Source organism: Serratia sp. KG1D, from assembly GCF_037150675.1.
In the GTDB taxonomy this organism is placed as follows: domain Bacteria; phylum Pseudomonadota; class Gammaproteobacteria; order Enterobacterales; family Enterobacteriaceae; genus Serratia; species Serratia nematodiphila.
Genome location: NZ_JBAGIH010000001.1, coordinates 2,009,363 through 2,034,166, shown reverse-complemented (window position 1 = coordinate 2,034,166; position 24,804 = coordinate 2,009,363). Strand labels below are relative to the sequence as shown.

The following is a 24,804-nucleotide window of genomic DNA, read 5'->3' as shown; positions in this document are numbered from 1 at the left end:
AACGGCATGGCAGGGCGCCATGCCCGGTAATTCTGCAGGAGGGTAAATGATAGGTCGTCTCAGAGGAAATATTCTGGAAAAGCAGCCGCCGCTGGTGTTACTGGAGGCGAACGGCGTGGGTTATGAAGTGCACATGCCGATGACCTGCTTTTACGAGCTGCCGGAACTGGGGCAAGAGGCCATCGTGTTTACCCACTTCGTGGTGCGTGAAGACGCGCAGCTGCTGTACGGTTTCAACGACAAGCAGGAGCGCGCGCTGTTCCGCGAGCTGATTAAGGTCAACGGCGTCGGGCCGAAACTGGCGCTCGCCATCCTGTCGGGCATGTCCGCGCAGCAGTTCGTCAGCGCGGTGGAGCGCGAAGAGATCACCGCACTGGTCAAGCTGCCGGGCGTGGGCAAGAAAACTGCCGAGCGCCTGGTGGTCGAGATGAAAGATCGCTTCAAAGGGCTGAACGGCGATCTGTTCAACAACAGCAGCGAGATCAGCCTGCCGGCCGCCGCCGACAAAACGCCGGAAGCGGACGCGGAAGCCGAAGCTGTCTCGGCGCTGGTGGCGCTGGGCTATAAGCCGCAGGAAGCCAGCCGCATGGTCAGCAAGATTGCCAAGCCGGGCGCCGACTGCGAAACCCTGATCCGCGACGCGCTGCGCGCCGCCCTGTAAGGCCGAAAAGGGGTAGATAATGATTGAAGCCGATCGCCTGATTTCCGCCGAACCACTCAACGAGGAAGAAGTCCTCGATCGCGCCATTCGTCCCAAGCTGCTGACTGAATACGTCGGCCAGCCGCACGTGCGCGAGCAGATGGAGATCTTCATTCAGGCGGCCAAGCAGCGCGGCGACGCGCTCGACCATTTACTGATCTTCGGCCCGCCGGGGCTGGGGAAAACCACCCTGGCCAACATCGTGGCCAACGAAATGGGCGTAAATTTGCGCACCACTTCCGGCCCGGTGCTGGAGAAGGCGGGCGATTTGGCGGCGATGCTGACCAACCTCGAACCGCACGACGTGTTGTTCATCGACGAAATTCACCGTTTGTCACCGGTGGTGGAAGAAGTATTGTATCCGGCGATGGAAGACTACCAGCTGGATATCATGATCGGCGAAGGGCCGGCGGCGCGTTCGATTAAGCTCGATCTGCCGCCGTTTACCCTGGTGGGCGCCACCACCCGCGCCGGTTCGCTGACCTCGCCGCTGCGCGATCGCTTCGGCATTGTCCAGCGGCTGGAGTTTTATCAGGTGGCGGATCTGCAGCACATCGTCTCGCGCAGCGCCGGGTGCCTGGGGCTGGAGCTGTCCGACGAGGGCGCCCATGAAGTGGCCTGCCGCGCGCGCGGCACGCCGCGTATCGCCAACCGCCTGTTGCGCCGGGTGCGCGATTTCGCTGAAGTGCGCGCCAACGGCGTGATCAGCGGTTCGGTGGCGGCGCAGGCGCTTGATATGCTCAACGTCGATGCCGAAGGCTTCGACTATATGGATCGCAAACTGCTGCTGGCGATTATCGACAAGTTTACCGGTGGCCCGGTCGGGTTGGATAATCTGGCGGCGGCGATCGGTGAAGAACGCGAAACCATTGAAGACGTGATTGAACCGTTTCTGATCCAGCAGGGCTTTATCCAGCGCACGCCGCGCGGCCGTCTGGCGACGCAGCACGCCTACCGGCACTTTGGTCTCGAACGCGAAGAGTAAGTTTTCCATCCTCAATGAAAAAGGGCCGCAAATGCGGCCCTTGTCATATCCCGGCTTTAAATCAGGCCTGCTGTTTTTTGAACAGGCTCAGCGTGAACAGCACGGCGGCGCAGAGCACCACCGAAGGGCCGGCCGGCGTATCGTAAAACGCCGAGAAGGTCAGGCCGCCGGTGACCGCCACCATGCCGAGCAACACGGCGACGCCGGCCATTTGCTCCGGCGTACGCGCGAAGCGGCGAGCGGTGGCCGCCGGAATGATCAGCAGCGAGGTGATGATCAGCGCGCCGACGAATTTCATCGCCAGGCCGATGGTCAATGCGGTAATCAGCATCAGCACGGTGCGAGCCCGCGCCAGATTGACGCCGTCGACGTGCGCCAGCTCCGGGCTGATGGTCATCGACAGCAGATCGCGCCATTGCCACCACAGCACCAACAGCACCACGGCGACGCCGCCGGCGATCATCACGATATCGCTCAGCGTGACTGACAGCAGATCGCCGAACAGGTAGGCCATCAGATCGACCCGCACGTTGGACATCAGCGCCACCACCACCAGACCCAGCGACAGGGCGCTGTGGGCCAGAATGCCGAGCAGGGTATCTACCGAAAGCTGCGGGCGGCGTTCCAGCCACACCAGGGCCAGGGCCAGCAGCAGCGTAATGGCGATCACCGCATAGAAAGGATTGATGTCCAGCAGCAGACCAAAGGCGACGCCGAGCAGCGAGGCGTGCGCCAGGGTGTCGCCGAAGTAGGACATGCGGCGCCAAACCACAAAGGAGCCCAGCGGCCCGGCGGCGCTAGCCAGCAACACCCCGGCCAGCCAGCCGGGAAGTAACAATTCGATCATGCTTCGTGGCTCCCGGTTTTCTTCAAGACAATTCTTCCCTGCAGGTCGTGGCGATGGTTGTGATGGTGGCGATACACCGCCAGCTGCTCTGCGCCGCGGTTGCCGAACATGGCGATGAATTCGGGATGCATCGAGACCACCTCCGGCGCGCCGGAGCAGCAGATATGCTGATTGAGGCACAACACCTCGTCGGTTTTCGCCATCACCAGATGCAGATCGTGCGAGACCATCAGTACGGCGCAGCCCAGCTCCTTGCGCAGCTGATCGATCAGATCGTACAGCGCCAGTTGGCCGTTGACGTCCACCCCTTGCGTGGGTTCGTCCAGCACCAGCAGCTGCGGTTTATTCAGCAGCGCTCGCGCCAGCAGTACGCGTTGGTTCTCGCCGCCGGAGAGCTTTTGCATCGGCTGGTCGAGCAGGTGGGCGGCGTGCACGCGCTTGAGCGCCGGCAGAATGTCGGCTTTCTTTACGCCGGGTTTAAGACGCATAAAGCGGCTAACGGTCAGCGGCAGGGTGGCGTCGAGGTGGAGTTTTTGCGGCACGTAGCCGATGCGCAGGCCGGGCTCCCGCTCCAGCGTGCCGGCGGTTGGTTTGACCAATCCCAGCACCACGCGTACCAGTGTGGATTTGCCCGCGCCGTTCGGGCCAAGCAGCGTGAGAATACGGCCGGGCTGCAGGCTGAGGGAAATGTTCGACAGCACCTTGCGGCTGCCGAAGGCGACGGAGATATTTTTTAGCGTTATCAGTGTAGACATCTCGAGATTACAGGTTGCAGAACGAAGCGGATGTTATAATATCACGTCTTGTTGATGAAAACGATGGGATTACTGATGATGGCAAAGAAAAATAAATGGCTGCAGCGCACGCTGCTGGCCAGCGCACTGTTGATGGCCGGCCCGCTGAGCAGCGCTTCCGCTGCGGTGGTGACCTCGATTCGCCCCTTAGGCTTTATCGCTGCGGCCATCGCCGACGGCGTGACGCCGACCGAGGTGTTGCTGCCGGACGGCGCTTCGCCACACGATTTTGCGTTGCGCCCTTCCGATATCCAGCGCCTGCGTTCCGCTGACCTGGTGTTGTGGGTCGGGCCGGACATGGAAGCGTTCCTGACCAAGGCGCTGGTGCCGATCTCGGCGACGCGAAAGCTGGCTATCAGCGAACTGCCGGCGGTGAAGCCGCTGCTGATGAAAGGCGAAGAGGACGACGATCATGAACATGCAGGCGAAGCGCATAACCATGCCGATGACGATCATGGGCATCATCACGGCGAGTACAATATGCACGTTTGGCTGTCGCCGGAGATAGCAAAAGTGACCGCGATCGCGATTCACGACAGATTGTTGGAACTTATGCCGCAAAATAAGGACAAATTAGACGCAAACCTGCGCCAGTTCGAGAATCTGCTGACGCAAACTGACAAAAATGTTGGTAACATGCTTACGCCTGTGCAAGGTAAGGGTTATTTTGTTTTTCATGATGCTTACGGCTACTTTGAAAAACACTACGGTTTGAGTCCGCTGGGCCATTTCACCGTCAATCCCGAAATTCAGCCTGGAGCACAGCGCCTACACCAAATTCGAACACAGTTGGTTGAGCAGAAAGCGGTATGCGTTTTTGCTGAGCCACAATTCAGGCCGGCCGTAATCAATGCCGTCGCCAAGGGTACCAAAGTGCGTTCCGGAACGCTGGACCCGCTGGGCACCGGCATCGCGCTGGGGAAGGACAGCTACGGGAAATTCCTGACACAGTTGTCAAACCAGTACGTGAGCTGCCTGAAGTAAAGCTTATGAGGATAATATCGAGTGCAGCAGATAGTCCGAACTATCGCTCTGGCGTATAACAACCTGCCACGGCCCCACCGCGTCATGCTGGGGTCGCTGACAGTCGTCACATTGGCCGTCGCTGTTTGGCGGCCTTTTGTTTACCACCCAGAACACAACCCCATCGCCAAGAGCGTCGAGTTAGAATCCAGCCAGATGCGGTCATTGCTCCCTGAAGCCAGTGAACCGATAGATGTCGACCAACCCACCCCCGATGACGAAATCCCGCAGGATGAGCTGGACCAGAAGGATGCCGGCGATGATGGCGTGCATGAATATGTGGTTTCCACCGGTGACACCCTTGGCAGCATTCTGACGCAGTACGGCATCGATATGTCGGATGTCACCTTGCTGGCTTCGCAAAACCGCGATCTGCGTAATCTGAAGATCGGCCAACAGCTGTCGTGGACCGTGAACGACGCAGGCGATTTGCAGCAGTTGACCTGGGAGGTTTCCCGCCGCGAAACTCGCACCTATGATCGCGTCGGCAACAGCTTCAAGGAGTCAAAAGAGGCGCAGCAGGGCGAATGGCGCAACAACGTGATCAGCGGCCGGGTCAACGGCAGCTTCGTCAGCAGCGCCGGCGACGCCGGGCTGAGCCGTAACGAAATCAACTCGGTGATCAAGGCGTTGCAGTGGCAGCTCGATTTCCGCAAGCTGCGCAAAGGCGATCAGTTCTCCGTGCTGATGTCGCGTGAGCATTTCGACGGTAAGAAATCGCAAAGCCAGCTGTTGGGCGTGCGTTTGCGCACCGGCGGCAAGGATTACTATGCGATCCGCGCCGAAGACGGCAAATTCTACGATCGCCAAGGCTCTGGCCTGGCGCGCGGCTTCATGCGTTTCCCGACCATGAAACAGTTCCGCATCTCCTCCAACTTCAACCCGCGCCGCGTGAACCCGGTGACGGGCCGCGTGGCGCCGCACAAGGGCGTCGATTTCGCCATGCCGGTCGGCACGCCGGTGCTGGCGGTCGGTGACGGTGAGGTGGTGATCGCCAAACGCAGCGGCGCAGCGGGTAACTATGTAGCGATCCGCCACGGTCGTCAGTACACCACGCGCTATATGCACCTGAAAAAACTGTTGGTGAAACCAGGCCAGAAGGTGAAACGCGGCGATCGCATTGCGCTCTCCGGCAACACCGGCCGCTCCACCGGGCCGCATCTGCACTTTGAACTGTGGACCGGCCAACAGGCGGTGAACCCGCTGACGGCCAAACTGCCGCGTTCCGAAGGGCTGGGCGGCAAAGACCGCAGCGATTATCTGGCGCAGGTGAAGGAAGTGGTTCCTCAGCTGCAGTTGGATTAACGCCCCCTTTTTCCGGCGCTTCGGCGCCGTTAATTTCATCGGCCTGATTGCGGGCCGATGCTGTTTTACCTGGGCGGTTCGCGGTTGTTAATTGCAAAATCGGTGCTGGCAATTATGATTAGCCGAATCGCTAAGCCAAGAGCATGTGCATGCAAAACGAGAAGAAATCGAACGTAGAGTTCATTCCGCAGTTTCAAAAAGCCTTTTTATATCCGCGCTACTGGGGCGTGTGGTTGGGAACCGGTCTGATGGCCGGCATTTCGCTGGTGCCTGCGCGCCTGCGCGATCCGGTGCTGGGTGCGGTCGGCAAACTGGCCGGTAAGCTGGCGAAGGGCGCGCGCCGTCGTGCCCGCATCAACCTGCTGTATTGCTTGCCGGAATTGCCGGAAAGCGACCGTGAGCACATTATCGACCAGATGTTCGCCTGCGCGCCGCAGTCGATGGTGCTGATGGCGGAGCTGGCCTGCACCAAGCCCGAGAAAGTGCTCAAGCGCGTGCGTTGGCACGGTGAAGAGGTGTTGGACAAGATCCGTGCGGAAGGGCGCAACGTGATTTTCCTGGTGCCTCACGGCTGGGCGGTGGATGTGCCGGCGATGTTGATGGCCGCGCGCGGCCAACCGATGGCGGCGATGTTCCACAACCAGCGCAATCAGCTGATCGACTACCTGTGGAACGCCGTGCGTCGTAAATTCGGCGGCCGCATGCACGCGCGCAATGACGGCATCAAACCCTTTATCAGTTCAGTGCGCCAGGGGTATTGGGGTTATTATCTGCCCGATCAGGATCACGGCGCTGAGCACAGTGAGTTTGTCGACTTCTTTGCCACCTATAAAGCGACCTTGCCGGCGGTCGGGCGGCTGATGAAGGTATGCCGTGCGGCGATCGTGCCGTTGTTCCCGGTGTACGACGGCAAAACCAGCATGCTGGATATCTATATTCGCGAGCCGATGGACGATCTGGCCGAAGCCGATGACCCACGGATTGCCCGCCGTATGAATGAAGAAGTGGAAAACCTGGTGGGCCCGAACCCGGAGCAGTACACCTGGATCCTCAAACTGTTGAAGACGCGCAAAGAAGGGGAGATTGAACCCTACTCGCGCGACGATCTGTATCGTTAATCCTTTCTACCGCTAACGCCGGCAGGGTCACATCCCGGCCGGCGTCTCTTCAGATGTGTACGCTACAGCCGCGAGCCCGCAGGATGTCGACGATTTTAGGCGTGTGGGTGAAATCATTCCAGCGCAGATCAAGCTTGCGCAGTCGACTCAGTTCGCCGAGGCTTTCCGGCAGATCGCTCAGGCGGTTGGCGCGCAGATCCAGGCTTCTCAGCGCCGTCAGCTCACCGATATTTTCCGGCAGGCGCGTCAGCTGGTTGAAACGCAGGTTCAACTCGCTCAACCGCGGCAGCCGGCAGAAGGCTTCCGGCAGTTCGGCGATGGCGTTGCTGGCCGCGTCGAGTATCTCCAGCCCACCGAGCTGTGCCATTTCCGCCGGCAGCGCGGTCAGGGCATTTTTCATGATATGCAGTTCGCGCAGCGCGCGCAGTTGCCCGATTTCGCCGGGCAGGCTGCCGATGCGGTTGTTGTATAAACGCAGCTCCTGCAATGCCGCAAGCCTCGGTATCGCCAGGGGCAAAACGGCCAGGCGGTTGTCGGTCGCATTGAGGTAAACCAGTTGCTGTAGCTGCGCCAGCGAGTGCGGCAGATCGCTAAAGCCGTTATCGCTCAGGTAGAGGTATTTCAACCGATGCAGTTGGCCCAGCTCTTCGGGGAGCTCGCTGGCGCGATTGTGGCCGAAGTCGAACATCTCAAGCTGTTGCAACTGGCCAATCTCCGGCGGCAGGCGGTCGAGCTGATTGCAGGAGATGTTCAGCACCTGCAGGTTGCGGTGTTGCAAGATGGAGGCGGGGAAGGCCGTCAGCTGATTGTCGTACAGGCTGATTTTGCGCAGCGCATGGCCGGTTAGCTGCGATTCGTCGAGCTGCGTCAGACCGCGCCCATCGAGATCGAGTGCATCACCGGTCGAGGCTGGATTGCGTTGGTGGAGCATGGCGTTCTCCGTCGTTTATGGCGGTGTCAGGGCAAAAAAAATGCCGGCCAACGTGAGCCGGCCGGCATGTCGTCTGCGGCGTGGATTACTCGACGCGCAGAATACGGCTGGTATTGGTGGTGCCGACGGTTTCCATCACGTCGCCCTGGGTGACGATCACCAGATCGCCGGAGACCAGGAAGCCTTTGTCACGCAGGCGATTGACGGCTTCATTGGCGGCGATCACGCCGTCTTTGTGGCTGTCGAAATATACCGGCGTCACGCCGCGATACAGCGCGGTCAGGTTAAGCGTGTGCTCATGCCGCGACATGGCGAAGATCGGCAGGCCGGAGCTGATGCGCGACATCATCAGCGCAGTGCGGCCGGATTCGGTCATGGCGATCAGCGCGGTGACGCCTTTCAGGTGGTTGGCGGCATACATCGAAGACATGGCGATCGCCTCTTCGATGTTGTCGAACTGTACGTCCAGGCGGTGTTTGGAAACGTTGATGCTCGGGATCTTCTCGGCGCCCAGACAAACGCGCGCCATCGCCGCCACGGTTTCCGCCGGGTATTGGCCAGCGGCGGTTTCCGCCGACAGCATGACGGCGTCGGTGCCGTCCAGCACGGCGTTGGCCACGTCCATGACTTCGGCGCGGGTCGGCATCGGGTTGGTGATCATCGACTCCATCATCTGGGTCGCGGTGATCACTGCGCGGTTCAGGGTGCGGGCGCGGCGGATCAGTTTCTTCTGAATGCCGACCAGTTCCGGATCGCCGATTTCGACGCCCAGGTCGCCACGGGCGACCATCACCACGTCGGAGGCCAGAATAATGTCGTCCATCGCTTCGTCGGTGCAAACCGCTTCGGCGCGCTCAACCTTGGACACGATCTTGGCGTTGCAGCCCGCATCGCGCGCCAGGCGGCGGGCATAGTTCAGATCTTCACCGGTACGCGGGAAGGAGACCGCCAGGTAGTCGACGCCAATCTTGGCGGCGGTCACGATGTCCGCCTTGTCTTTTTCGGTCAGGGCTTCGGCCGACAGGCCCCCGCCGAGTTTGTTGATGCCCTTGTTGTTGGACAGCGGGCCGCCGACGGTCACTTCGGTAAACACTTTCATGCCCTGAACTTCGAGCACTTTCAACTGAACGCGGCCGTCATCGAGCAGCAGGACGTCGCCCGGCACCACGTCGGCTGGCAGGCCTTTATAGTCGATACCGACTTTTTCTTTATCGCCTTCGCCTTTTGACAGGTTGGCGTCCAGCAGGAATTTATCGCCCACGTTGAGGAAGATTTTGCCTTCCTTGAAGGTGGAGACGCGAATTTTCGGCCCTTGCAGATCGCCGAGGATAGCGACGTGACGCCCCAGTTTGGCAGCGATTTCGCGCACTTTGTCAGCGCGAGCCTGGTGATCTTCCGGGCTGCCGTGGGAGAAGTTAAGCCGAACTACGTTGGCGCCGGCGGCAATGATCTTTTCCAGATTATTGTCGCGGTCTGTAGCCGGACCCAGGGTGGTAACGATTTTGGTTCTTCTGAGCCGTCTGGACATGTATTACTCCGTTGACTGGTGAAGCAAATATTGGTGTTGCGATAACGTCGGATAACGAAACCAGGCGTGAAATGTAATTTTACAACACTGATATTTCACCCGGGTTACCCGCATGAGCATGTTAACAGGGTACCGCCTCTGATGCCGTCATTCAAATGTCTGTTGAACGGCGATTTTTTCTTCGTCGGGTCACGAATCAAAACTGTTGGGAATGACCACACCTTTATCAAAGCGCGATTCTTTGAGCGCTTCTTTGACCCGCTTCAAGTTATCTCTGAATTTAGCCCCTCGGCGCAAGGTAAATCCGGTGGCAAGCACGTCAATGAGCGTTAATTGCGCGATCCGCGACACCATCGGCATGTAAACGTCGGTGTCTTCGGGCACGTCGAGCAGCAGGGCCAGGGTCGCCGCCTGGGCGAGCGGGGTGTCGCGCGAGGTGATAGCCAGTACCGTGGCGTCGTTCTCCCGCGCCAGGTGGGCCATCTCCACCAGATTCTTGGTGCGGCCGGTGTGTGAGATCAGCACCACCACGTCGCCTTCGCTGGAGTTCATGCAGCTCATGCGCTGCATGACGATGTCATCAAAGTAGACCACCGGAATGTTGAAGCGGAAAAATTTGTTCATCGCATCGTGCGCCACCGCCGCGGAGGCGCCCAGCCCGAAGAAAGAGATCTTTTTTGCCTGGGTGAGCAGGTCAACCGCACGATTGATTGCGGCAATATCCAAATTTGCCTTTACTGTATCCAGGCTGGCCATTACCGATTCGAAGATCTTGCTGGTATAGGAATCGACGCTGTCATCTTCCTCAACGTTACGGTTTACGTAGGGCGTGCCGTTAGCCAGGCTTTGGGCGAGATGCAGTTTGAAATCGGGAAAGCCTTTGGTATCAAGGCGGCGGCAAAAACGGTTGACGGTAGGTTCGCTGACGTCGGCCATGCGCGCCAGCGTGGCGATGCTGGAGTGAATGGCGGTCTGCGGGGAGGCCAGGATCACCTCGGCGACTTTCCTTTCAGATTTGCTCAGGAGTTCCAGATGGCTCTGGATTTTGTCCAGCGTATTCATATAACGAGAGTCACTCATGGTTTTATCCCTGTGGCTTTCAAGCAACAGCGTCGAATTTCGCCCGTGTTCGCCGTGCAAGCAGACGCCAAACGAGCGGCTGTAACCTGGAATCGATAGGGTATGTCGATTTCAAACAAAGGAGAAATCAATGCCGGTTTAGTGAAAATATACTACGTGCTGGTAACCGTTGGCAGTCTCGACATGGCGTATGCAGGGTTTTTTCACCAGAATATGACCTGTGTCTAACTTTCATAATGGTAACAGAGCGTCAAAAAAGACGAAAAATTACAGTTTTGCCCGTGGTGAGGGCGTTGGCGTACATTGGCGCTTTCCACTGGAATCTTGAGGCCTTTTTTTCTGCTTTGCTCCGGGTTTGCTGGCCGTAGTCAAACAGAGTACATTAGTAATGTAAGAAAATTACAAATATCCTGCAACGAGGAGATGAACATGGCGGTAACCTCTACAGCCCAGGCGTGTGACCTGGTTATTTTCGGCGCGAAAGGTGATTTGGCGCGCCGTAAGCTGCTGCCTTCCCTGTACCAGTTAGAGAAAGCCGGACACATCCACCCGGATACGCGGATCATCGGCGTCGGCCGCGCGGAGTGGGATAAACAAGCCTATACCGAAGTGGTCAAGGAAGCGCTTGGCACCTTCATGAAGGAAAAACTGGATGACGAACTCTGGGCCACGCTGAGCGCGCGCCTGGACTTCTGCAACCTGGACGTCAACGACAGCAAGAACTTTACCAAACTCGGTAAAATGCTGGATCAGAAGCACCGCACCACCATCAACTACTTTGCCATGCCGCCAAGCACCTTCGGCGCCATCTGCAAAGGGCTGGGCGAAGCCAAGCTGAACCATGAGCCGGCGCGCGTGGTGATGGAGAAACCGCTGGGCACCGATTTGGCGTCCTCACGCGTGATCAACGATCAGGTGGCGGAGTACTTCAACGAATCCCAGGTTTACCGTATCGACCACTATCTCGGCAAAGAGACAGTGCTGAACCTGTTGGCGCTGCGTTTCGCCAACTCGCTGTTCGCCTCCAACTGGGATAACCGCACCATCGATTCGGTGCAGATCACCGTAGCGGAAGAGGTAGGCATCGAAGGGCGTTGGGGTTACTTCGACCAGGCCGGCCAGATGCGCGACATGATCCAGAACCACCTGCTGCAGATCCTGACCATGATCGCCATGTCACCGCCGGCGGATCTGACGACCGACCGCATCCGCGACGAGAAGGTGAAGGTGCTGCGCTCGCTGCGCCGCATCGATCAGACCAATGTCCGGGAAACCACCGTGCGCGGTCAGTACACCGCCGGCTTCGTCCAGGGCAAGAAAGTGCCGGGTTATCTGGAAGAGGAAGGGGCGAACAAGAGCAGCAGCACCGAAACCTTCGTCTCTATCCGCGTGGATATCGACAACTGGCAGTGGGCCGGCGTGCCGTTCTACCTGCGTACCGGTAAACGTCTGCCGACCAAATGTTCGGAGGTGGTGGTGTACTTCAAAAACCCGCCGCTTAACCTGTTCAGCGATTCTTACCAGCAGTTGCCGCAGAACAAGCTGACCATCCGCCTGCAGCCGGACGAAGGCATCGAAATTCAGGTGCTGAACAAGGTGCCGGGGCTGGATCACAAGCACCGCCTGCAGACCACCAAGCTGGACCTGAGCTTCTCGGAAACCTTCAACCAGGAGCACGTGGCGGACGCCTATGAGCGCCTGCTGCTGGAGACCATGCGTGGCATTCAGGCGCTGTTCGTGCGCCGCGATGAAGTGGAAGAAGCCTGGAAGTGGGTCGACTCCATCATGGACGCATGGAAAGCCGACAACGAGGCGCCTAAGCCTTACCAGGCGGGTACCTGGGGGCCGGTGGCCTCGGTGGCGATGATCACCCGCGACGGCCGCTCCTGGAACGAGTTCGAATAATGCGTAATGCCGGCAGCCTGTCTGCCGGCTTTTTTTTGCCTGCGATCTGCGCGTGGGCCTCATCACTTACGGTACGGCCGGACGTCCGCGCATTTGTGCGGAGCCCTGTGGCAGGGGCGTGCCATTGTTAACCGCGAGTAATGGAGAAATAACGATGAAAAACTGGAAAACCAGCGCCGAGCAGATCCTGACGGCGGGGCCGGTGGTGCCTGTTATCGTGATCAACAAGCTGGAGCAGGCGGTGCCGCTGGCGAAAGCGCTGGTTGCCGGCGGCGTGCGGGTATTGGAGGTGACGCTGCGCACCGCCTGCGGGCTGGAGTCTATCCGCGCTATCGCCGAAGAGGTGCCGGAGGCGATCATCGGCGCCGGTACGGTGATCAACCCGCAGCAGCTGCGGCAGGTGACCGAAGCCGGGGCGCAGTTCGCCATCAGCCCAGGGCTGACCGAGGCCTTGCTGCAGGCGGCGACGGCGGGACCCATCCCGCTGATCCCGGGCATCAGCACCGTGTCTGAACTGATGCAGGGCATGGATCACGGCCTGCGCGAATTTAAATTCTTCCCGGCGGAAGCCAACGGCGGCGTGAAGGCGCTGCAGGCGATCGGCGGCCCGTTCCCGCAGGTGCGTTTTTGCCCGACCGGCGGCATTACGCCAAACAATTACCGCGATTATCTGGCGCTGAAAAGCGTGCTTTGCATCGGCGGTTCCTGGCTGGTGCCGGCGGACGCGCTCGAAAAAGGCGACTATGCGCGCATCACTGAACTGGCGCGCAGCGCCGTCAGCGGCGCCGCGTTGTAACCCGCGCTAGGCCTGGGGTTGGCGCTTATTTGCTCACCCGCGGATATCGCAAGGCTCAACCCTTTGTTGAGCCTTTTTTAATTTTTATCGTGATTAACTTTCTTATTTTTAACCCGTTTTTTTCTGCTTTTTGATGAAAACGGCAGTTTGCTTTCTTATTTTGGCTGTGGTAAAAATATCTCAGTTGAAAATTTTACTTTTATGAGGATATTGGGCAAATCGCACGGTGTGCGGCTGATAATAGAGAACTATTATGATGACTATTAACGGAACTACCCTCAGAACCTCTACGTGCCAACTCTTCCTGTCTGCGATCCTTGCCAGTGAGCATCACTGGTGCAGCGAGCTATAGCGTCTTTCTCCCTTAACCGGTGCGGGTAGCGGGCTTAGGCCTTCGTTCTACCGTTCAGCCGGGCAAACATTCTTTTTGCGTTTGGGTCAGTTTATCCCCAGGGATCTCTGCGTCTTGCGCGCCGTACTGTGGCCGTTCGACGAGATAAATCGGGATAAATATGCCTTGGCGCGCGTTATTCGCCGTTTGGGAGAAAAATTATGATTTATTGGATCTTTTTAGGTTTGGCCATCATGACCGAAATCATCGGCACCTTGTCGATGAAATACGCCAGCGTCAATGGCGGCATGATTGGGCATATCGTGATGTACGTGATGATCACCGCGTCTTATGTGTTGTTGTCAGTAGCGGTAAAACGCGTGGCGTTGGGCGTGGCTTATGCGCTGTGGGAAGGCATCGGCATTCTGTTCATCACCCTGTTCAGCGTGCTGTGGTTCGACGAGCCCATTTCCGCGCTGAAGGTGCTGGGTCTGGCTACGCTGATCGCCGGTATCATGCTGGTGAAATCCGGTACCCGCAAAGAGCGAAAACAGGTCAGCCCGCGAGGTGACAACCATGCAACAGTTTGAGTTGTACCACATTGGGTTCCTGGGATTGGCCATCGTGCTGGAAATCATCGCCAATATCTTCCTGAAGATGTCGGACGGTTTCCGTAAAATTTGGCTGGGATTGCTGTCGCTGCTGTCGGTACTCGGTGCGTTCAGCGCCCTGGCGCAAGCGGTGAAGGGCATCGATCTGTCGATCGCTTATGCGTTGTGGGGCGGTTTCGGTATCGCCGCCACTATCGCTGCGGGCTGGATCATGTTCGGCCAGCGGTTGAACGCCAAAGGCTGGATCGGCCTGGCGCTGTTGCTGGCGGGGATGGTGATCCTTAAACTGTCCTGATAGCGGGCAATAAAAAACCGCAGGCGTTGCCGTCTGCGGTTTTTTTTCGTCTGCGCTCAGGCTTACAGCGCGGCGATGATTTTGATTTCCACTTTATATTTCGGATTCATCAGCTGCGCCTGCACGGTGCAGCGTACCGGCGCGCTGCCGGCAACCACCCAGGCGTCCCAGGCGGCGTTCATCGCGGCGAAGTCGGCGGTATTGGCCAGGAAGATGGTGGCGTCCAAAATGCGGCTTTTATCCGAGCCTACGCGCGCCAGCAGCACGTCGATGGCTGCAAGGGCGTTGGCGGTCTGCGCGGTCGCGTCATCATCCAGGTTCTCCGGCACGCTGGTATAGTAAACGGTCTCGTTGTGCACCACGGCTTCGGACCAGCGCTGATCGGGATCAATTCTTTCGATATTCATTTGCTTATCTCCATATCATAGTCCCGCTAAGGGTAGCACAGCCGGTGATGAAAAAGCGCGGCGATAAAGTGGGTGGTAGCCGGGCGGCAGGCTTGGCATAATCACCGCTGAATGACACCGGCAGAGAGACAGCGTGACAGACGATTTTGCAACAGACGGCGCATTGGCGCAGGCTATCAAGGGATTCAAACCGCGTGAGCCGCAGCGGCAGATGGCGCAGGCCGTCACCGAAGCGATCAATTTCAAGCAGGAACTGGTGGTGGAAGCCGGCACCGGCACCGGCAAAACCTTCGCTTATCTGGCGCCGGCGCTGCGCGCCGATCGCAAAGTGATCATCTCGACCGGTTCGAAAGCGTTGCAGGATCAGCTGTATGCGCGCGATCTGCCCACCGTCGCCAAGGCGCTGAAGTACAAAGGCAAGCTGGCGCTGCTGAAGGGGCGCTCCAACTACCTGTGCCTGGAGCGGCTGGAGCAGCAGTCTATGGCCGGCGGCGAACTGGCGGGGCAGACGCTGATCGATTTGGTGCAGCTGCGCAAGTGGTCGTCGCAGACCAAAGAAGGCGACATCAGCACCTGCAGCGAAGTGGCGGAAGACAGCTTCGTCTGGCCATTGGTGACCAGCACCAATGACAACTGTCTCGGCAGCGATTGCCCGCTGTATCAGGATTGCTTCGTGGTTAAAGCGCGCCGCCGCGCGATGGATGCGGATGTGGTGGTGGTGAACCATCACCTGTTCCTGGCGGATATGGTGGTGAAAGAGGGTGGTTTCGCCGAGCTGATCCCGGAAGCCGAGGTGATGATTTTCGATGAGGCGCACCAAATCCCCGACATCGCCAGCCAGTATTTTGGCCAGCAGCTCACCAGCCGCCAATTGTTGGATCTGGCGAAGGACATCACCATCGCCTACCGCACCGAGGTGCGCGATGCCGCCCAACTGCAAAAAAGCGCCGATCGTCTCAGCCTGAGCACGCAAGATTTTCGCCTTAATCTGGGAGAGCCGGGTTTTCGCGGCAATCTGCGTGACGTGCTCGGGGAGCCGAACGTGCAGCGCGCTTTGTTGCTGCTCGATGACGCGCTGGAGCTGTGTTACGACGTCATGAAACTGTCGCTGGGGCGTTCGGCGCTGCTGGACGCCGCCTTTGAGCGCGCCACGCTGTACCGCGCGCGCCTCAAACGCCTCAAGGCGGTGACGGAGCCGGGCTACAGCTATTGGTATGAGTGCAATTCGCGCCACTTCGTGCTGGCGCTGACGCCGTTGACGGTGGCCGATCGTTTCCGCGAAATGCTGGACGAGAAGCCGGGCAGCTGGATCTTTACCTCGGCCACGCTGTCGGTCAACGATCAGCTGGGTCACTTCACCGAACGGCTGGGGCTGACCAAGGCCAAAACGCTGCTGCTGCCGAGCCCGTTCGACTATGCCAAACAGGCGTTGCTGTGCGTGCCGCGCTTTTTGCCTTCGCCGAATCAGCCCGGCGGGGCGCGCCAGCTGGCGCGCATGCTGCGGCCATTAATCGAAGCCAACAACGGCCGCTGCTTCTTCTTGTGCACCTCGCACCAGATGATGCGCGAGCTGGCGGAAGAGTTTCGCGCCACGATGACGCTGCCGGTGCTGTTGCAAGGGGAAACCAGTAAAGGCCAGCTGTTGGCGCAGTTCGTCGCCGCCGGTAACGCGCTGCTGGTGGCGACCAGCAGCTTCTGGGAAGGGGTGGACGTGCGCGGCGATGCGCTGTCCTGCGTCATCATCGATAAACTGCCGTTCACGTCACCGGACGATCCGTTGCTGAAGGCGCGCATTGAAGATTGCCGCCTGCGTGGCGGCGATCCGTTCAATGATGTGCAGTTGCCGGATGCGGTCATCACCCTGAAACAGGGCGTCGGCCGTTTGATCCGCGACACCGACGATCGCGGCGTGCTGGTGATTTGCGATAACCGTCTGGTGATGCGCCCTTACGGCGAGGTGTTCCTCAATAGCCTGCCGCCCACGCCGCGCACCCGCGATCTGAAGCAGGCAATCGCCTTCCTGCAGGCCGCCGACACGTCGGCCACGTGAAAGATGAAGGGCTTACGGGGCTGTGCTACAATGCGCGCCCTGTATGAAAAACCCAGTTTTATTCCCGCCAGAGGTTGGCATGTCCACGCGAATTTTAGCGATCGATACCGCGACGGAAGCCTGTTCCGTCGCCGTCTGGAATCAAGGCGAAATCCACGCCCTGTTTGAGCTGTGCCCACGCGAGCATACGCAACGAATTTTACCTATGGTGCAGCAGGTGCTGGCGGAATCCGGTCTGGCGCTCAATCAGCTCGATGCGCTGGCCTTCGGCCGTGGCCCCGGCAGCTTTACCGGGGTGCGCATCGGTATCGGCATCGCTCAAGGCCTGGCGCTGGGCGCCGATCTGCCGATGATCGGCGTTTCCACGCTGCAAACCATGGCGCAGGGCGCCTGGCGCGTCAGCGGCGCGGGGCGTGTGCTGGCGGCGATCGATGCGCGCATGGGCGAGGTCTACTGGGGGCAGTTCGAACGCCAGGCGGACGGCCGCTGGTTGGAAAGCGAAAGCGAGGCCGTGCTGTCGCCGGCGCAGGCGCTGGAGCGTGCGCAGCGCCTGCAGGGCGAATGGGCCCATGTTGGCACCGGGTGGCAAACCTATCCCGACTTGGTCAAGGGTTCCGCGTTGAGCGTACGTGACGGCCAAATGCTGTTGCCGCAGGCGGAAGACATGCTGCCGCTGGCGCTGCAGGCCTGGCAAGAAGGGCTGGCGGTAGCGGTGGAAAACGCCGAGCCGACCTATCTGCGCAATGAAGTCACCTGGAAAAAACTGCCGGGCCGCGAGTAATCGCGGCGTTATTGTGCTGATGTTGATGCCGGGCGATGAGGGGTTGCAACTTGAACGATGAAACGCGGTCAAAGTTACAGCCATTTCAGGAGATTGCGACCATGTTAATCCGCACTGCAAGTAAAAAGCTGTCGCTGCTGGCCGTCGCCTGCGGCGCGCTGGTTTTATCCGGGTGCGTCACCGTACCGGATGCGATCAAAGGCTCCAGCCCTACGCCGGTGACTCAGCTGTCCTCGGTACAAAATGCACCCAACCTGTTTACCGGCGCGGAAGCCCGTTTCGGCGGCACCGTGGTAAACGTCGCCAACGAACAAGGGCGCACGGTGCTGGAGATTGCGGCGGTGCCGCTCGACAGCGGTGCGCGGCCGATACTGGGTGAACCGTCGAACGGCCGCTTGCTGGCCACGGTGAACGGCTTCCTCGAACCGGTCGATTTCAAAGGCCAACTGGTGACCGTCGTCGGCCCTATCACCGGCCTGAAAGAGGGGCGGATCGGCATGACGCCATATCGCTTCGTAACGATGAACGTGACCGGTTTCAAGCGCTGGCATCTGGTGCAGCAGGTGGTGATGCCGCCGGCGCCGATGGGCCCTTGGGGCTGGCGCGGAGGTCCGTGGGGACCCGGTTGGGGCGCAGGCTATGGCTGGTACAACCCTGGCCCGGCACAGGTGCAAACCATCGTAACCGAGTAGCATACGCTTGATGTGAACACATTTGACAGGGCGGCTCAGGCCGCCCTTTTGTTTTTTGGGATAAGGAATATCCGACAATTAGTGACGTACATCGCAACCTGAATAATGTTTAAAACCCGAACTGGTCTGCTGAGTTAAAATATTGTTATGGTTAGGCTGCGAGTTTGAGGGCTGCGATGATAATTAGTAATGATTTCAGGAGTAATACCTTGGATAAGGTCTGGTTAAAACGGTATCCGGCAGATGTGCCCGCAGAGATTGATGCCGATCGCTATTCGTCGTTGATCGAAATGTTTGAGCATGCCGTGCAGCGCTATGCCGATCAGCCCGCCTTTATCAATATGGGCGAGGTGATGACCTTCCGCAAACTGGAAGAACGCAGCCGGGCTTTCGCGGCTTACCTGCAAAATGAACTGGGCCTGAAGAAGGGCGACCGCGTCGCACTGATGATGCCTAACCTGTTGCAATACCCCATCGCCCTGTTCGGCATTCTGCGCGCCGGCATGGTGGTGGTCAACGTCAACCCGCTGTATACCCCGCGTGAGCTGGAGCACCAGTTGAACGACAGCGGCGCCAGCGCCATCGTCATCGTGTCCAACTTCGCCCATACGCTGGAAAAAGTGGTGTTCAACACTCAGGTTAAGCACGTGATCCTGACGCGCATGGGCGATCAGCTGTCGGCCGCCAAAGGTACGCTGGTCAACTTCGTGGTCAAGTACGTCAAGCGTCTGGTGCCGAAATACAACCTGCCGGACGCCATTTCATTCCGCAGCGCGCTGCAGCGCGGCCGCCGCCTGCAGTATGTAAAACCGGACATCATTAATGCCGATCTGGCCTTCCTGCAATATACGGGCGGCACCACCGGGGTGGCGAAGGGCGCGATGCTGACGCACCGCAACATGCAGGCCAACCTCGAGCAGGCCAAGGCCGCCTATTCGCCGCTGTTCCGCGAAGGGCAGGAACTGGTGGTGACGGCGTTGCCGCTGTATCACATTTTCGCGCTGACGGTGAACTGCCTGCTGTTTATCGATCTGGGCGGGCGCAATTTGCTGATCACCAACCCACGCGACATTCCAGGGCTGGTGAAAGAACTGGGCAAATATCCGTTCACCGCCATGAGCGGGGTGAATACGCTGTTCAACGCGTTGCTGAACAACGAAGAGTTCCACAAGCTCGATTTCTCTACGCTGCGTTTCTCGGTCGGCGGCGGCATGTCGGTGCAAAAAGCGGTGGCCGAGAAGTGGGAGAAAACCACCGGTAAACACCTGCTGGAAGGTTATGGCCTGACGGAGTGCGCGCCGTTGGTGGCCGGTAACCCTTACGATCTGAAACACTACAGCGGCAGCATCGGCCTGCCGGTGCCGTCGACGGACATTCGTCTGGTGGACGACAATGGCCAGGATGTACCGCCGGGCGAACCGGGCGAACTGTGGGTCAAAGGGCCGCAAGTTATGTTAGGCTATTGGCAGCGCCCGGACGCCACCGACGAAGTGCTGAAAGATGGCTGGTTGGCGACCGGCGATGTGGTGACCGTAGACGAGCAGGGGTTCGTGCGCATCGTCGACCGCAAGAAAGACATGATCCTGGTCTCCGGTTTCAACGTTTACCCGAACGAGATCGAGGACGTGGTCAGCCAGCATCCGAAAGTGCTGGAATGTGCGGCGATCGGCGTGCCGAGCGAGGCCTCCGGCGAAACGGTGAAGATCTGCGTGGTGAAGAAAGACGCCTCGCTGACCAAGGAAGAGCTGTTGACCCATTGCCGTCGGCACCTGACCGGGTATAAAGTGCCTAAAATTGTTGAGTTCCGCGATGAACTGCCGAAGTCTAACGTCGGCAAGATTTTGCGGCGAGAACTGCGCGATGAGCTAAAAACGCCGAAGCCGGCCGATGCCGCCTAGGTGTCGCTCTCGCGCCTGACTATCAACAACGCCGGTGAATGCCGGCGTTGTTGTGTTTGAATCCTACAAGAGAATGATGTTTTGAATTATCAGTTGATCACTACCGATGCCGGATTGCAGCAGGTCTGCGAGCAGGCGAGAAAGCATGCCCAGATTGCGCTGGACACCGAGTTTGTCAGAACGCGCACCTACTATCCGCAGCTGGGCCTGATCCAGCTCTACGACGGTGAACAACTCTCCCTTATCGATCCTCTGCCGATCAAGCAATGGCAGCCGTTTGTCGACCTGCTGGCCGACACCGCCGTGGTGAAGTTCCTGCATGCCGGCAGTGAAGATCTCGAAGTGTTTCTCAACGCCTTTAAAACGCTGCCGACGCCGATGGTCGATACCCAGATCCTGGCGGCCTTTACCGGCCGGCCGCTCTCCTGTGGCTTCGCGACGCTGGTGGCGGAGTACATGAAGGTTGAGCTGGACAAGAGCGAGTCGCGCACCGACTGGCTGGCGCGCCCGCTGACTGAAAGACAGTGCGTGTATGCGGCCGCCGACGTGTTCTATCTGCTGCCGATGGCTAAACAGTTGGTGCAGGAGACCGAAGAGGCCGGTTGGACCGCGGCGGCCAATAACGAGTGCCTGCTGCTGTGCCAGCGCCGTAGCGAGACGCTGGCGCCGGCATTGGCCTACCGCGAAATCAGCAACGCCTGGCAGCTGCGCCCGCGTCAGCTCGGTTGTCTGCAGAAGTTGGCGGAATGGCGGCTGCGCCAGGCGCGTGAGCGCGATCTGGCGGTGAACTTTGTGGTGCGTGAGGAGAACCTGTGGCAGGTGGCGCGCTATATGCCGTCTTCGCTGGGAGAACTGGATTCGCTGGGTCTGAGCGGGCCGGAGATCCGTTATCACGGTAAAACGCTGCTGGCGCTGGTGGCGGAGGCCGAAGCGCTGGACGAGTCCGAGTTGCCGGCGCCGTTGGCCAACCTTATCGATCAGCCGGGCTACAAGAAGGTGTTCAAAGACATCAAGGCGGCGATCGCCACCGTCAGCGAGCAAAGCGGGTTGAGCAGCGAGCTGCTGGCATCCCGTCGCCAAATTAACCAATTGTTGAACTGGCATTGGAAACTGAAGGACGGCGAAAGTCGCCCTGAATTAATCAGCGGCTGGCGCGGCGATTTATTAATGGCGCCGTTGCAGGACATCCTGAAAGATTATTAATCGCTGATTATCACCAGGGCAGGGCAGGGTAGGGAAACTCTGCTCGGGTGAATATAGGCAGGAAATAATGCGTTGAAGGTAAATCTGGCCAGAATTTACTTTAAACGAGGTGGCGGCAAAGTTAATTGGGAATTGTCCCAAAGGGAAAATCGATTTTTTGCTGCCGATAATGCTTAATAACTGGATGTACATACAGTTACCCCCTGCATAAAATATACAGGGGGTAATTAATGCGTCGCAATCATTTAGCTGCTTCTTCCGATTCCGGCAATGTCACGTTAAGTTCAAGTACCGAAATATCGTCCCCTTTCTGCTCGAACTGCACGTGCAGCATTTCAGGATCGATCTGAATGTATTTGCAAATAACCGCCAGAATATCGCGTTTCAAATCAGGCAGATACGGGGGCTCACTGTCCCCGCGGCGACGCTCAGCGACGATAATCTGCAGCCGTTCCTTGGCTATATTGGCTGTCTGTTTTTTGCGGGACAGAAAGAAGTCTAATAAGGCCATGGTTTATCCCCCAAAAAGGCGTTTCAGGAAACCCTTCTTCTCTTCTTCAATGAAGCGGAATGGGCGTTCTTCCCCCAACAAGCGGCAAACGGTATCGTCATACGCCTTACCGGCGTCTGACTCGGCATCCAGAATGACAGGCTCACCCTGGTTGGAAGCGCGCAGTACGGACTGGTCTTCCGGGATTACGCCCACCAGCGGAATGCGCAGGATTTCCAGCACGTCTTCCATGCTCAGCATGTCGCCACGGCTGACGCGGCCCGGGTTGTAACGGGTCAGCAGCAGGTGTTCCTTGATAGGCGATTCGCCTTTCTCAGCGCGGCGTGATTTGGAAGAGAGAATGCCCAGGATACGGTCGGAGTCGCGTACCGAAGACACTTCCGGGTTGGTGGTGATGATAGCTTCGTCGGCGAAATACAGCGCCATCAGCGCACCGGTTTCGATACCGGCCGGTGAGTCGCAGACCACGAAGTCAAAATCCATCTCGCCGAGATCGTTGAGGACTTTTTCAACGCCTTCACGGGTTAACGCGTCTTTGTCGCGTGTCTGCGAAGCCGGCAGGATATAGAGGTTTTCAGTGCGTTTGTCTTTGATCAACGCCTGATTCAGCGTGGCATCGCCCTGAATCACGTTCACGAAATCATAAACTACCCGACGTTCGCAGCCCATGATCAGGTCAAGATTACGCAGACCGATATCGAAATCGATCACGACGGTTTTCTTGCCTTTTTGGGCCAGGCCGGTAGCGATGGCCGCGCTCGAAGTGGTCTTGCCAACGCCCCCTTTACCCGATGTAACAACAATAATGCGTGCCATGAAATGGATTCCTTGTCAAAAGGGCTTAATTTAAAGGTTGTATGGTTAAAGCGTTATCCAACAGGCTGAGTCGTACGGCCTGCCCGACGTAATCGGACGGGATTTGGTCGCTCAACCAGTACTGCCCTGCGATAGAGACTAGCTCAGCCGCCAGGTGGGTGCAAAAAATCTGACATTGCGTGTCGCCTGACGCGCCTGCCAGTGCGCGACCGCGCATCATGCCGTAGACATGAATATTGCCGTCGGCAATCAATTCGGCGCCGGCGCTGACGCTGCTGGTCACGATAAGATCGCTGTTGCGGGCGTAAATCTGTTGGCCGGAGCGGACAGGCGTACTGATGATGCGCGTTTTGGCGGGGGCGTTATCCGCCACCACGGGCGCTGGCGCAGGCTCCGACGCCGCCATTTTCTGGCCTTTGCCTTCGCTCAGCAGCGGCAGCCCGGCGCGGGCTATCGCGCGCTTTTGACGCTCATCTCTGCAACCGCTGATACCCACAACGCGCAGACCTGCTGCCGCGACAGCCTGTTGAAGTTCTTTCCAGTTCGCATCGCCTTCCAGCGTTGCGACGTTGATAACAACAGGGGCGTTTTTCAGAAAAGCGGGCGCTTGCTCAACTTTTTCCTGTAACGCCTGGCGTATTACCTCGGGCTGCGAATTATGCAAATGAACAACCGATAGGGTAAAACTGCTGCCTTTTAGCTCAATTGGCGATTGTGACATCTATCCTGACTCAGTCTCAGCAACTTTAAATCCCCGGAATACCACTCGGGGTGCGATATTCCGATGTACTATAAGCATGTTATAGTCAGAGTTATATCCAGGCAAGACGCTCCCTCAATTAAATAGAGTTAAAAAAATGCTTTGTGTGATCTATAGAAGCCCGAAACGCGATCAAACTTATCTTTATGTCGAAAAAAAAGACGATTTCTCTCGTGTGCCGGAAGAGCTGATGAAAAGTTTCGGCGTGCCGCAATTCGCCATGATGCTGTCGCTCGATGAGCGCAAAAAATTGGCCTCAGCGGATATCGAAAAGGTGAAGCAGGCGTTGAAAGACGAAGGCTATTATCTGCAGTTCCCGCCGCCGGTTGAAAACCTGCTCAATCAGCATCTGGCGGGCGATAAGGCCTGAGACAGTCGCCACGGCCAGGGGAGGCGCGATGACACGTTCGGCGAGAAAGACCGTATTGGCCGCCTGGTTGGCGCTGGGCGGGGTGCTGATGCCCGGCGCATCGCAGGCGGCGCAGGAGACGACGCTGGCGGCGAGCGGCCGCGATCCGGCGCAGTTCCCGGCGTATGTCGATCAACTTAAGCGCCGGGCGCGGGAACAGGGCATCAGTCAGGCCACCCTTGATCGCGCGTTTGCGCAAATCCATTTCGTCGATCGGGTGATCAAGGCCGATCGCAATCAGCCGGAGCAGAAGGTAACCCTGGACGACTATCTACGGCGGGTGATGTCGCCCGCCAAGGTGCGCCAGGGGCGCGAACTGTATCGGCTGCGCCATGCGCAATGGTTGCGGGCCAGCGAGCGCTATCGGGTGCCAGGGCGTTATATCATCGCGCTGTGGGGGATGGAGAGCGCCTACGGCAAGATTCAGGGGCGGGAAGACGTGGTGTCTGCGCTGGCGACCTTGGCGTTTGAAGGGCGCCGTGAAGCTTTTTTCAGCCAGGAACTGATGGCGGCGCTGCAGATAGTTGAGCAGGGGCACGTCGGCGATACGCCGCTGAAAGGCTCCTGGGCCGGCGCGATGGGGCAATGCCAGTTTATGCCGAGCTCCTTCTTGCGCTACGCTGCGGATGGCGACGGCGACGGGCGCATCGATATCTGGAATAACATTGACGACGTTTTCGCGTCTACAGCCAGCTATTTGTCCAAAGAGGGTTGGCAGCCCGGCATCGGTTGGGGGCGCGAGGTCAAATTGCCCGCCGGTTTCAACCCGGCCGAACTGGGCCTGAAAGACGCGCAGGCGCGCAGCGTCAACGACTGGCAGAAACGCGGCGTGCGCCGCGCGGATGGCAGTGCGTTGCCGCATGCCGTGCAGCGCGGTTGGATTATCGCGCCGGATGATCTGCAGGGGCGGACGTTCCTGGTCTATGATAATTTCCGCACCCTCATGCACTGGAATCGCTCTTACTATTTCGCTCTCGCCGTGGGTATGATGGCAGACGCGATCGGGCATTGATCCGGCACACCAATAA

General features: G+C 58.6%; 25 protein-coding genes. 16 read left to right on the top strand and 9 right to left on the bottom strand.

Annotation, left to right across the window (positions count from 1 at the left end; genetic code table 11):
• The first annotated feature begins 46 nt into the window (after positions 1-46).
• The gene (ruvA, locus tag WFM45_RS09885; RefSeq protein WP_004932365.1) at positions 47-661 is read left to right on the top strand and encodes a Holliday junction branch migration protein RuvA; all 615 of its coding nucleotides are present in this window, start codon (positions 47-49) and stop codon (positions 659-661) included.
• 19 nt (positions 662-680) lie between these two features.
• Positions 681-1,685 (top strand): Holliday junction branch migration DNA helicase RuvB, encoded by a 1,005-nt coding sequence (gene ruvB / locus WFM45_RS09880; RefSeq protein ID WP_336955359.1) that lies wholly within the window; start codon positions 681-683, stop codon positions 1,683-1,685.
• Positions 1,686-1,746: 61 nt separating this feature from the next.
• Here ruvB and znuB read toward each other — a convergent pair whose 3' ends face one another.
• Both znuB and znuC read right to left on the bottom strand, forming a co-directional pair.
• Complete coding sequence (gene znuB, locus WFM45_RS09875; protein ID WP_312423956.1) at positions 1,747-2,532, bottom strand: zinc ABC transporter permease subunit ZnuB; 786 nt, start codon at positions 2,530-2,532, stop codon at positions 1,747-1,749.
• Entirely contained in the window at positions 2,529-3,287 is a 759-nt protein-coding gene (gene znuC, locus WFM45_RS09870; protein ID WP_021503875.1) for a zinc ABC transporter ATP-binding protein ZnuC, read from the bottom strand. Before znuC ends, znuB begins: the two co-directional genes overlap by 4 nt.
• Positions 3,288-3,365: 78 nt before the next feature.
• Between znuC and znuA the strand changes: the two genes are divergently transcribed.
• The 3 genes from znuA to lpxM all read left to right on the top strand — a co-directional run bounded on the left by znuA (position 3,366) and on the right by lpxM (position 6,772).
• Entirely contained in the window at positions 3,366-4,310 is a 945-nt protein-coding gene (gene znuA / locus WFM45_RS09865; protein ID WP_049277287.1) for a zinc ABC transporter substrate-binding protein ZnuA, read from the top strand.
• A gap of 21 nt (positions 4,311-4,331) precedes the next feature.
• Positions 4,332-5,654 (top strand): murein DD-endopeptidase MepM, encoded by a 1,323-nt coding sequence (gene mepM, locus WFM45_RS09860; protein WP_004932347.1) that lies wholly within the window; start codon positions 4,332-4,334, stop codon positions 5,652-5,654.
• A gap of 149 nt (positions 5,655-5,803) precedes the next feature.
• Positions 5,804-6,772, top strand: coding sequence for a lauroyl-Kdo(2)-lipid IV(A) myristoyltransferase (lpxM, locus tag WFM45_RS09855; RefSeq protein ID WP_004932345.1), 969 nt, complete (start codon positions 5,804-5,806; stop codon positions 6,770-6,772).
• Positions 6,773-6,821: 49 nt separating this feature from the next.
• On the opposite strand, the gene WFM45_RS09850 is transcribed toward lpxM, so the two are convergent.
• The 3 genes from WFM45_RS09850 to WFM45_RS09840 form a co-directional block, all read right to left on the bottom strand.
• The gene (locus tag WFM45_RS09850; protein ID WP_336955352.1) at positions 6,822-7,703 is read right to left on the bottom strand and encodes a leucine-rich repeat domain-containing protein; all 882 of its coding nucleotides are present in this window, start codon (positions 7,701-7,703) and stop codon (positions 6,822-6,824) included.
• 85 nt (positions 7,704-7,788) lie between these two features.
• Positions 7,789-9,231 (bottom strand): pyruvate kinase, encoded by a 1,443-nt coding sequence (pyk, locus tag WFM45_RS09845; RefSeq protein WP_004932339.1) that lies wholly within the window; start codon positions 9,229-9,231, stop codon positions 7,789-7,791.
• A 189-nt stretch (positions 9,232-9,420) separates the two neighbouring features.
• A complete protein-coding gene (locus tag WFM45_RS09840) occupies positions 9,421-10,293 on the bottom strand; it encodes a MurR/RpiR family transcriptional regulator (RefSeq protein ID WP_004932335.1) in 873 nt (290 codons plus the stop codon).
• 447 nt (positions 10,294-10,740) lie between these two features.
• Here WFM45_RS09840 and zwf point away from each other — a divergent pair, with 447 nt between their 5' ends.
• From zwf to mdtI, 4 genes are all read left to right on the top strand, one after another.
• On the top strand, positions 10,741-12,216 hold the full coding sequence (zwf, locus tag WFM45_RS09835) for a glucose-6-phosphate dehydrogenase (protein ID WP_004932333.1): 1,476 nt from the start codon (positions 10,741-10,743) through the stop codon (positions 12,214-12,216).
• 154 nt (positions 12,217-12,370) lie between these two features.
• Positions 12,371-13,012, top strand: a complete 642-nt coding sequence (locus WFM45_RS09830) for a bifunctional 4-hydroxy-2-oxoglutarate aldolase/2-dehydro-3-deoxy-phosphogluconate aldolase (protein ID WP_004932329.1) — start codon at positions 12,371-12,373, stop codon at positions 13,010-13,012.
• A 552-nt stretch (positions 13,013-13,564) separates the two neighbouring features.
• Positions 13,565-13,933, top strand: a complete 369-nt coding sequence (gene mdtJ, locus WFM45_RS09825) for a multidrug/spermidine efflux SMR transporter subunit MdtJ (RefSeq protein ID WP_004932327.1) — start codon at positions 13,565-13,567, stop codon at positions 13,931-13,933.
• Positions 13,920-14,249 (top strand): multidrug/spermidine efflux SMR transporter subunit MdtI, encoded by a 330-nt coding sequence (gene mdtI / locus WFM45_RS09820; RefSeq protein WP_004932324.1) that lies wholly within the window; start codon positions 13,920-13,922, stop codon positions 14,247-14,249. The genes mdtJ and mdtI overlap by 14 nt, the downstream gene beginning before the upstream one ends.
• Before the next feature lie 62 nt (positions 14,250-14,311).
• On the opposite strand, the gene WFM45_RS09815 is transcribed toward mdtI, so the two are convergent.
• Positions 14,312-14,656, bottom strand: coding sequence for a RidA family protein (locus WFM45_RS09815; protein WP_015378124.1), 345 nt, complete (start codon positions 14,654-14,656; stop codon positions 14,312-14,314).
• A gap of 133 nt (positions 14,657-14,789) precedes the next feature.
• Between WFM45_RS09815 and WFM45_RS09810 the strand changes: the two genes are divergently transcribed.
• The 5 genes from WFM45_RS09810 to rnd all read left to right on the top strand — a co-directional run bounded on the left by WFM45_RS09810 (position 14,790) and on the right by rnd (position 21,280).
• The gene (locus tag WFM45_RS09810) at positions 14,790-16,706 is read left to right on the top strand and encodes an ATP-dependent DNA helicase (RefSeq protein ID WP_004932318.1); all 1,917 of its coding nucleotides are present in this window, start codon (positions 14,790-14,792) and stop codon (positions 16,704-16,706) included.
• Between the two features lie 79 nt (positions 16,707-16,785).
• Positions 16,786-17,487: a tRNA (adenosine(37)-N6)-threonylcarbamoyltransferase complex dimerization subunit type 1 TsaB gene (tsaB, locus tag WFM45_RS09805; protein ID WP_049277275.1), complete on the top strand. Its 702-nt coding sequence runs from the start codon at positions 16,786-16,788 to the stop codon at positions 17,485-17,487.
• A 101-nt stretch (positions 17,488-17,588) separates the two neighbouring features.
• Positions 17,589-18,179 carry a Slp family lipoprotein gene (locus tag WFM45_RS09800; protein ID WP_049277274.1) on the top strand — a complete coding sequence of 197 codons (591 nt, stop codon included), beginning with the start codon at positions 17,589-17,591 and terminating at the stop codon, positions 18,177-18,179.
• Positions 18,180-18,388: 209 nt separating this feature from the next.
• The gene (gene fadD / locus WFM45_RS09795; protein ID WP_085336654.1) at positions 18,389-20,077 is read left to right on the top strand and encodes a long-chain-fatty-acid--CoA ligase FadD; all 1,689 of its coding nucleotides are present in this window, start codon (positions 18,389-18,391) and stop codon (positions 20,075-20,077) included.
• 81 nt (positions 20,078-20,158) lie between these two features.
• On the top strand, positions 20,159-21,280 hold the full coding sequence (rnd, locus tag WFM45_RS09790) for a ribonuclease D (RefSeq protein ID WP_033632853.1): 1,122 nt from the start codon (positions 20,159-20,161) through the stop codon (positions 21,278-21,280).
• A 241-nt stretch (positions 21,281-21,521) separates the two neighbouring features.
• Here rnd and minE read toward each other — a convergent pair whose 3' ends face one another.
• The 3 genes from minE to minC are packed head-to-tail and all read right to left on the bottom strand — an operon-like array spanning position 21,522 to position 23,328.
• Entirely contained in the window at positions 21,522-21,791 is a 270-nt protein-coding gene (gene minE, locus WFM45_RS09785) for a cell division topological specificity factor MinE (protein ID WP_004932303.1), read from the bottom strand.
• 3 nt (positions 21,792-21,794) lie between these two features.
• On the bottom strand, positions 21,795-22,607 hold the full coding sequence (gene minD / locus WFM45_RS09780) for a septum site-determining protein MinD (protein WP_004932300.1): 813 nt from the start codon (positions 22,605-22,607) through the stop codon (positions 21,795-21,797).
• Positions 22,608-22,632: 25 nt separating this feature from the next.
• Positions 22,633-23,328, bottom strand: coding sequence for a septum site-determining protein MinC (gene minC / locus WFM45_RS09775; RefSeq protein WP_336955345.1), 696 nt, complete (start codon positions 23,326-23,328; stop codon positions 22,633-22,635).
• 136 nt (positions 23,329-23,464) lie between these two features.
• Here minC and WFM45_RS09770 point away from each other — a divergent pair, with 136 nt between their 5' ends.
• Together WFM45_RS09770 and WFM45_RS09765 are read left to right on the top strand one after the other, a co-directional pair.
• A complete protein-coding gene (locus WFM45_RS09770) occupies positions 23,465-23,737 on the top strand; it encodes a YcgL domain-containing protein (RefSeq protein ID WP_004932294.1) in 273 nt (90 codons plus the stop codon).
• Positions 23,738-23,825: 88 nt separating this feature from the next.
• Positions 23,826-24,788: a lytic murein transglycosylase gene (locus WFM45_RS09765; protein ID WP_228392594.1), complete on the top strand. Its 963-nt coding sequence runs from the start codon at positions 23,826-23,828 to the stop codon at positions 24,786-24,788.
• Positions 24,789-24,804 lie beyond the last annotated feature (16 nt).

Coding starts and splice junctions, on each gene's coding strand:
- ruvA (WP_004932365.1), top strand. CDS start 47: ATGATAGGTCGTCTCAGAGGAAATATTCTGGAAAAGCAGCCGCCGCTG.
- ruvB (WP_336955359.1), top strand. CDS start 681: ATGATTGAAGCCGATCGCCTGATTTCCGCCGAACCACTCAACGAGGAA.
- znuB (WP_312423956.1), bottom strand. CDS start 2,532: ATGATCGAATTGTTACTTCCCGGCTGGCTGGCCGGGGTGTTGCTGGCT.
- znuC (WP_021503875.1), bottom strand. CDS start 3,287: ATGTCTACACTGATAACGCTAAAAAATATCTCCGTCGCCTTCGGCAGC.
- znuA (WP_049277287.1), top strand. CDS start 3,366: ATGGCAAAGAAAAATAAATGGCTGCAGCGCACGCTGCTGGCCAGCGCA.
- lpxM (WP_004932345.1), top strand. CDS start 5,804: ATGCAAAACGAGAAGAAATCGAACGTAGAGTTCATTCCGCAGTTTCAA.
- WFM45_RS09850 (WP_336955352.1), bottom strand. CDS start 7,703: ATGCTCCACCAACGCAATCCAGCCTCGACCGGTGATGCACTCGATCTC.
- pyk (WP_004932339.1), bottom strand. CDS start 9,231: ATGTCCAGACGGCTCAGAAGAACCAAAATCGTTACCACCCTGGGTCCG.
- WFM45_RS09840 (WP_004932335.1), bottom strand. CDS start 10,293: ATGAATACGCTGGACAAAATCCAGAGCCATCTGGAACTCCTGAGCAAA.
- zwf (WP_004932333.1), top strand. CDS start 10,741: ATGGCGGTAACCTCTACAGCCCAGGCGTGTGACCTGGTTATTTTCGGC.
- WFM45_RS09830 (WP_004932329.1), top strand. CDS start 12,371: ATGAAAAACTGGAAAACCAGCGCCGAGCAGATCCTGACGGCGGGGCCG.
- mdtJ (WP_004932327.1), top strand. CDS start 13,565: ATGATTTATTGGATCTTTTTAGGTTTGGCCATCATGACCGAAATCATC.
- mdtI (WP_004932324.1), top strand. CDS start 13,920: ATGCAACAGTTTGAGTTGTACCACATTGGGTTCCTGGGATTGGCCATC.
- WFM45_RS09815 (WP_015378124.1), bottom strand. CDS start 14,656: ATGAATATCGAAAGAATTGATCCCGATCAGCGCTGGTCCGAAGCCGTG.
- tsaB (WP_049277275.1), top strand. CDS start 16,786: ATGTCCACGCGAATTTTAGCGATCGATACCGCGACGGAAGCCTGTTCC.
- WFM45_RS09800 (WP_049277274.1), top strand. CDS start 17,589: ATGTTAATCCGCACTGCAAGTAAAAAGCTGTCGCTGCTGGCCGTCGCC.
- minE (WP_004932303.1), bottom strand. CDS start 21,791: ATGGCCTTATTAGACTTCTTTCTGTCCCGCAAAAAACAGACAGCCAAT.
- minD (WP_004932300.1), bottom strand. CDS start 22,607: ATGGCACGCATTATTGTTGTTACATCGGGTAAAGGGGGCGTTGGCAAG.
- minC (WP_336955345.1), bottom strand. CDS start 23,328: ATGTCACAATCGCCAATTGAGCTAAAAGGCAGCAGTTTTACCCTATCG.
- WFM45_RS09770 (WP_004932294.1), top strand. CDS start 23,465: ATGCTTTGTGTGATCTATAGAAGCCCGAAACGCGATCAAACTTATCTT.
- WFM45_RS09765 (WP_228392594.1), top strand. CDS start 23,826: ATGCCCGGCGCATCGCAGGCGGCGCAGGAGACGACGCTGGCGGCGAGC.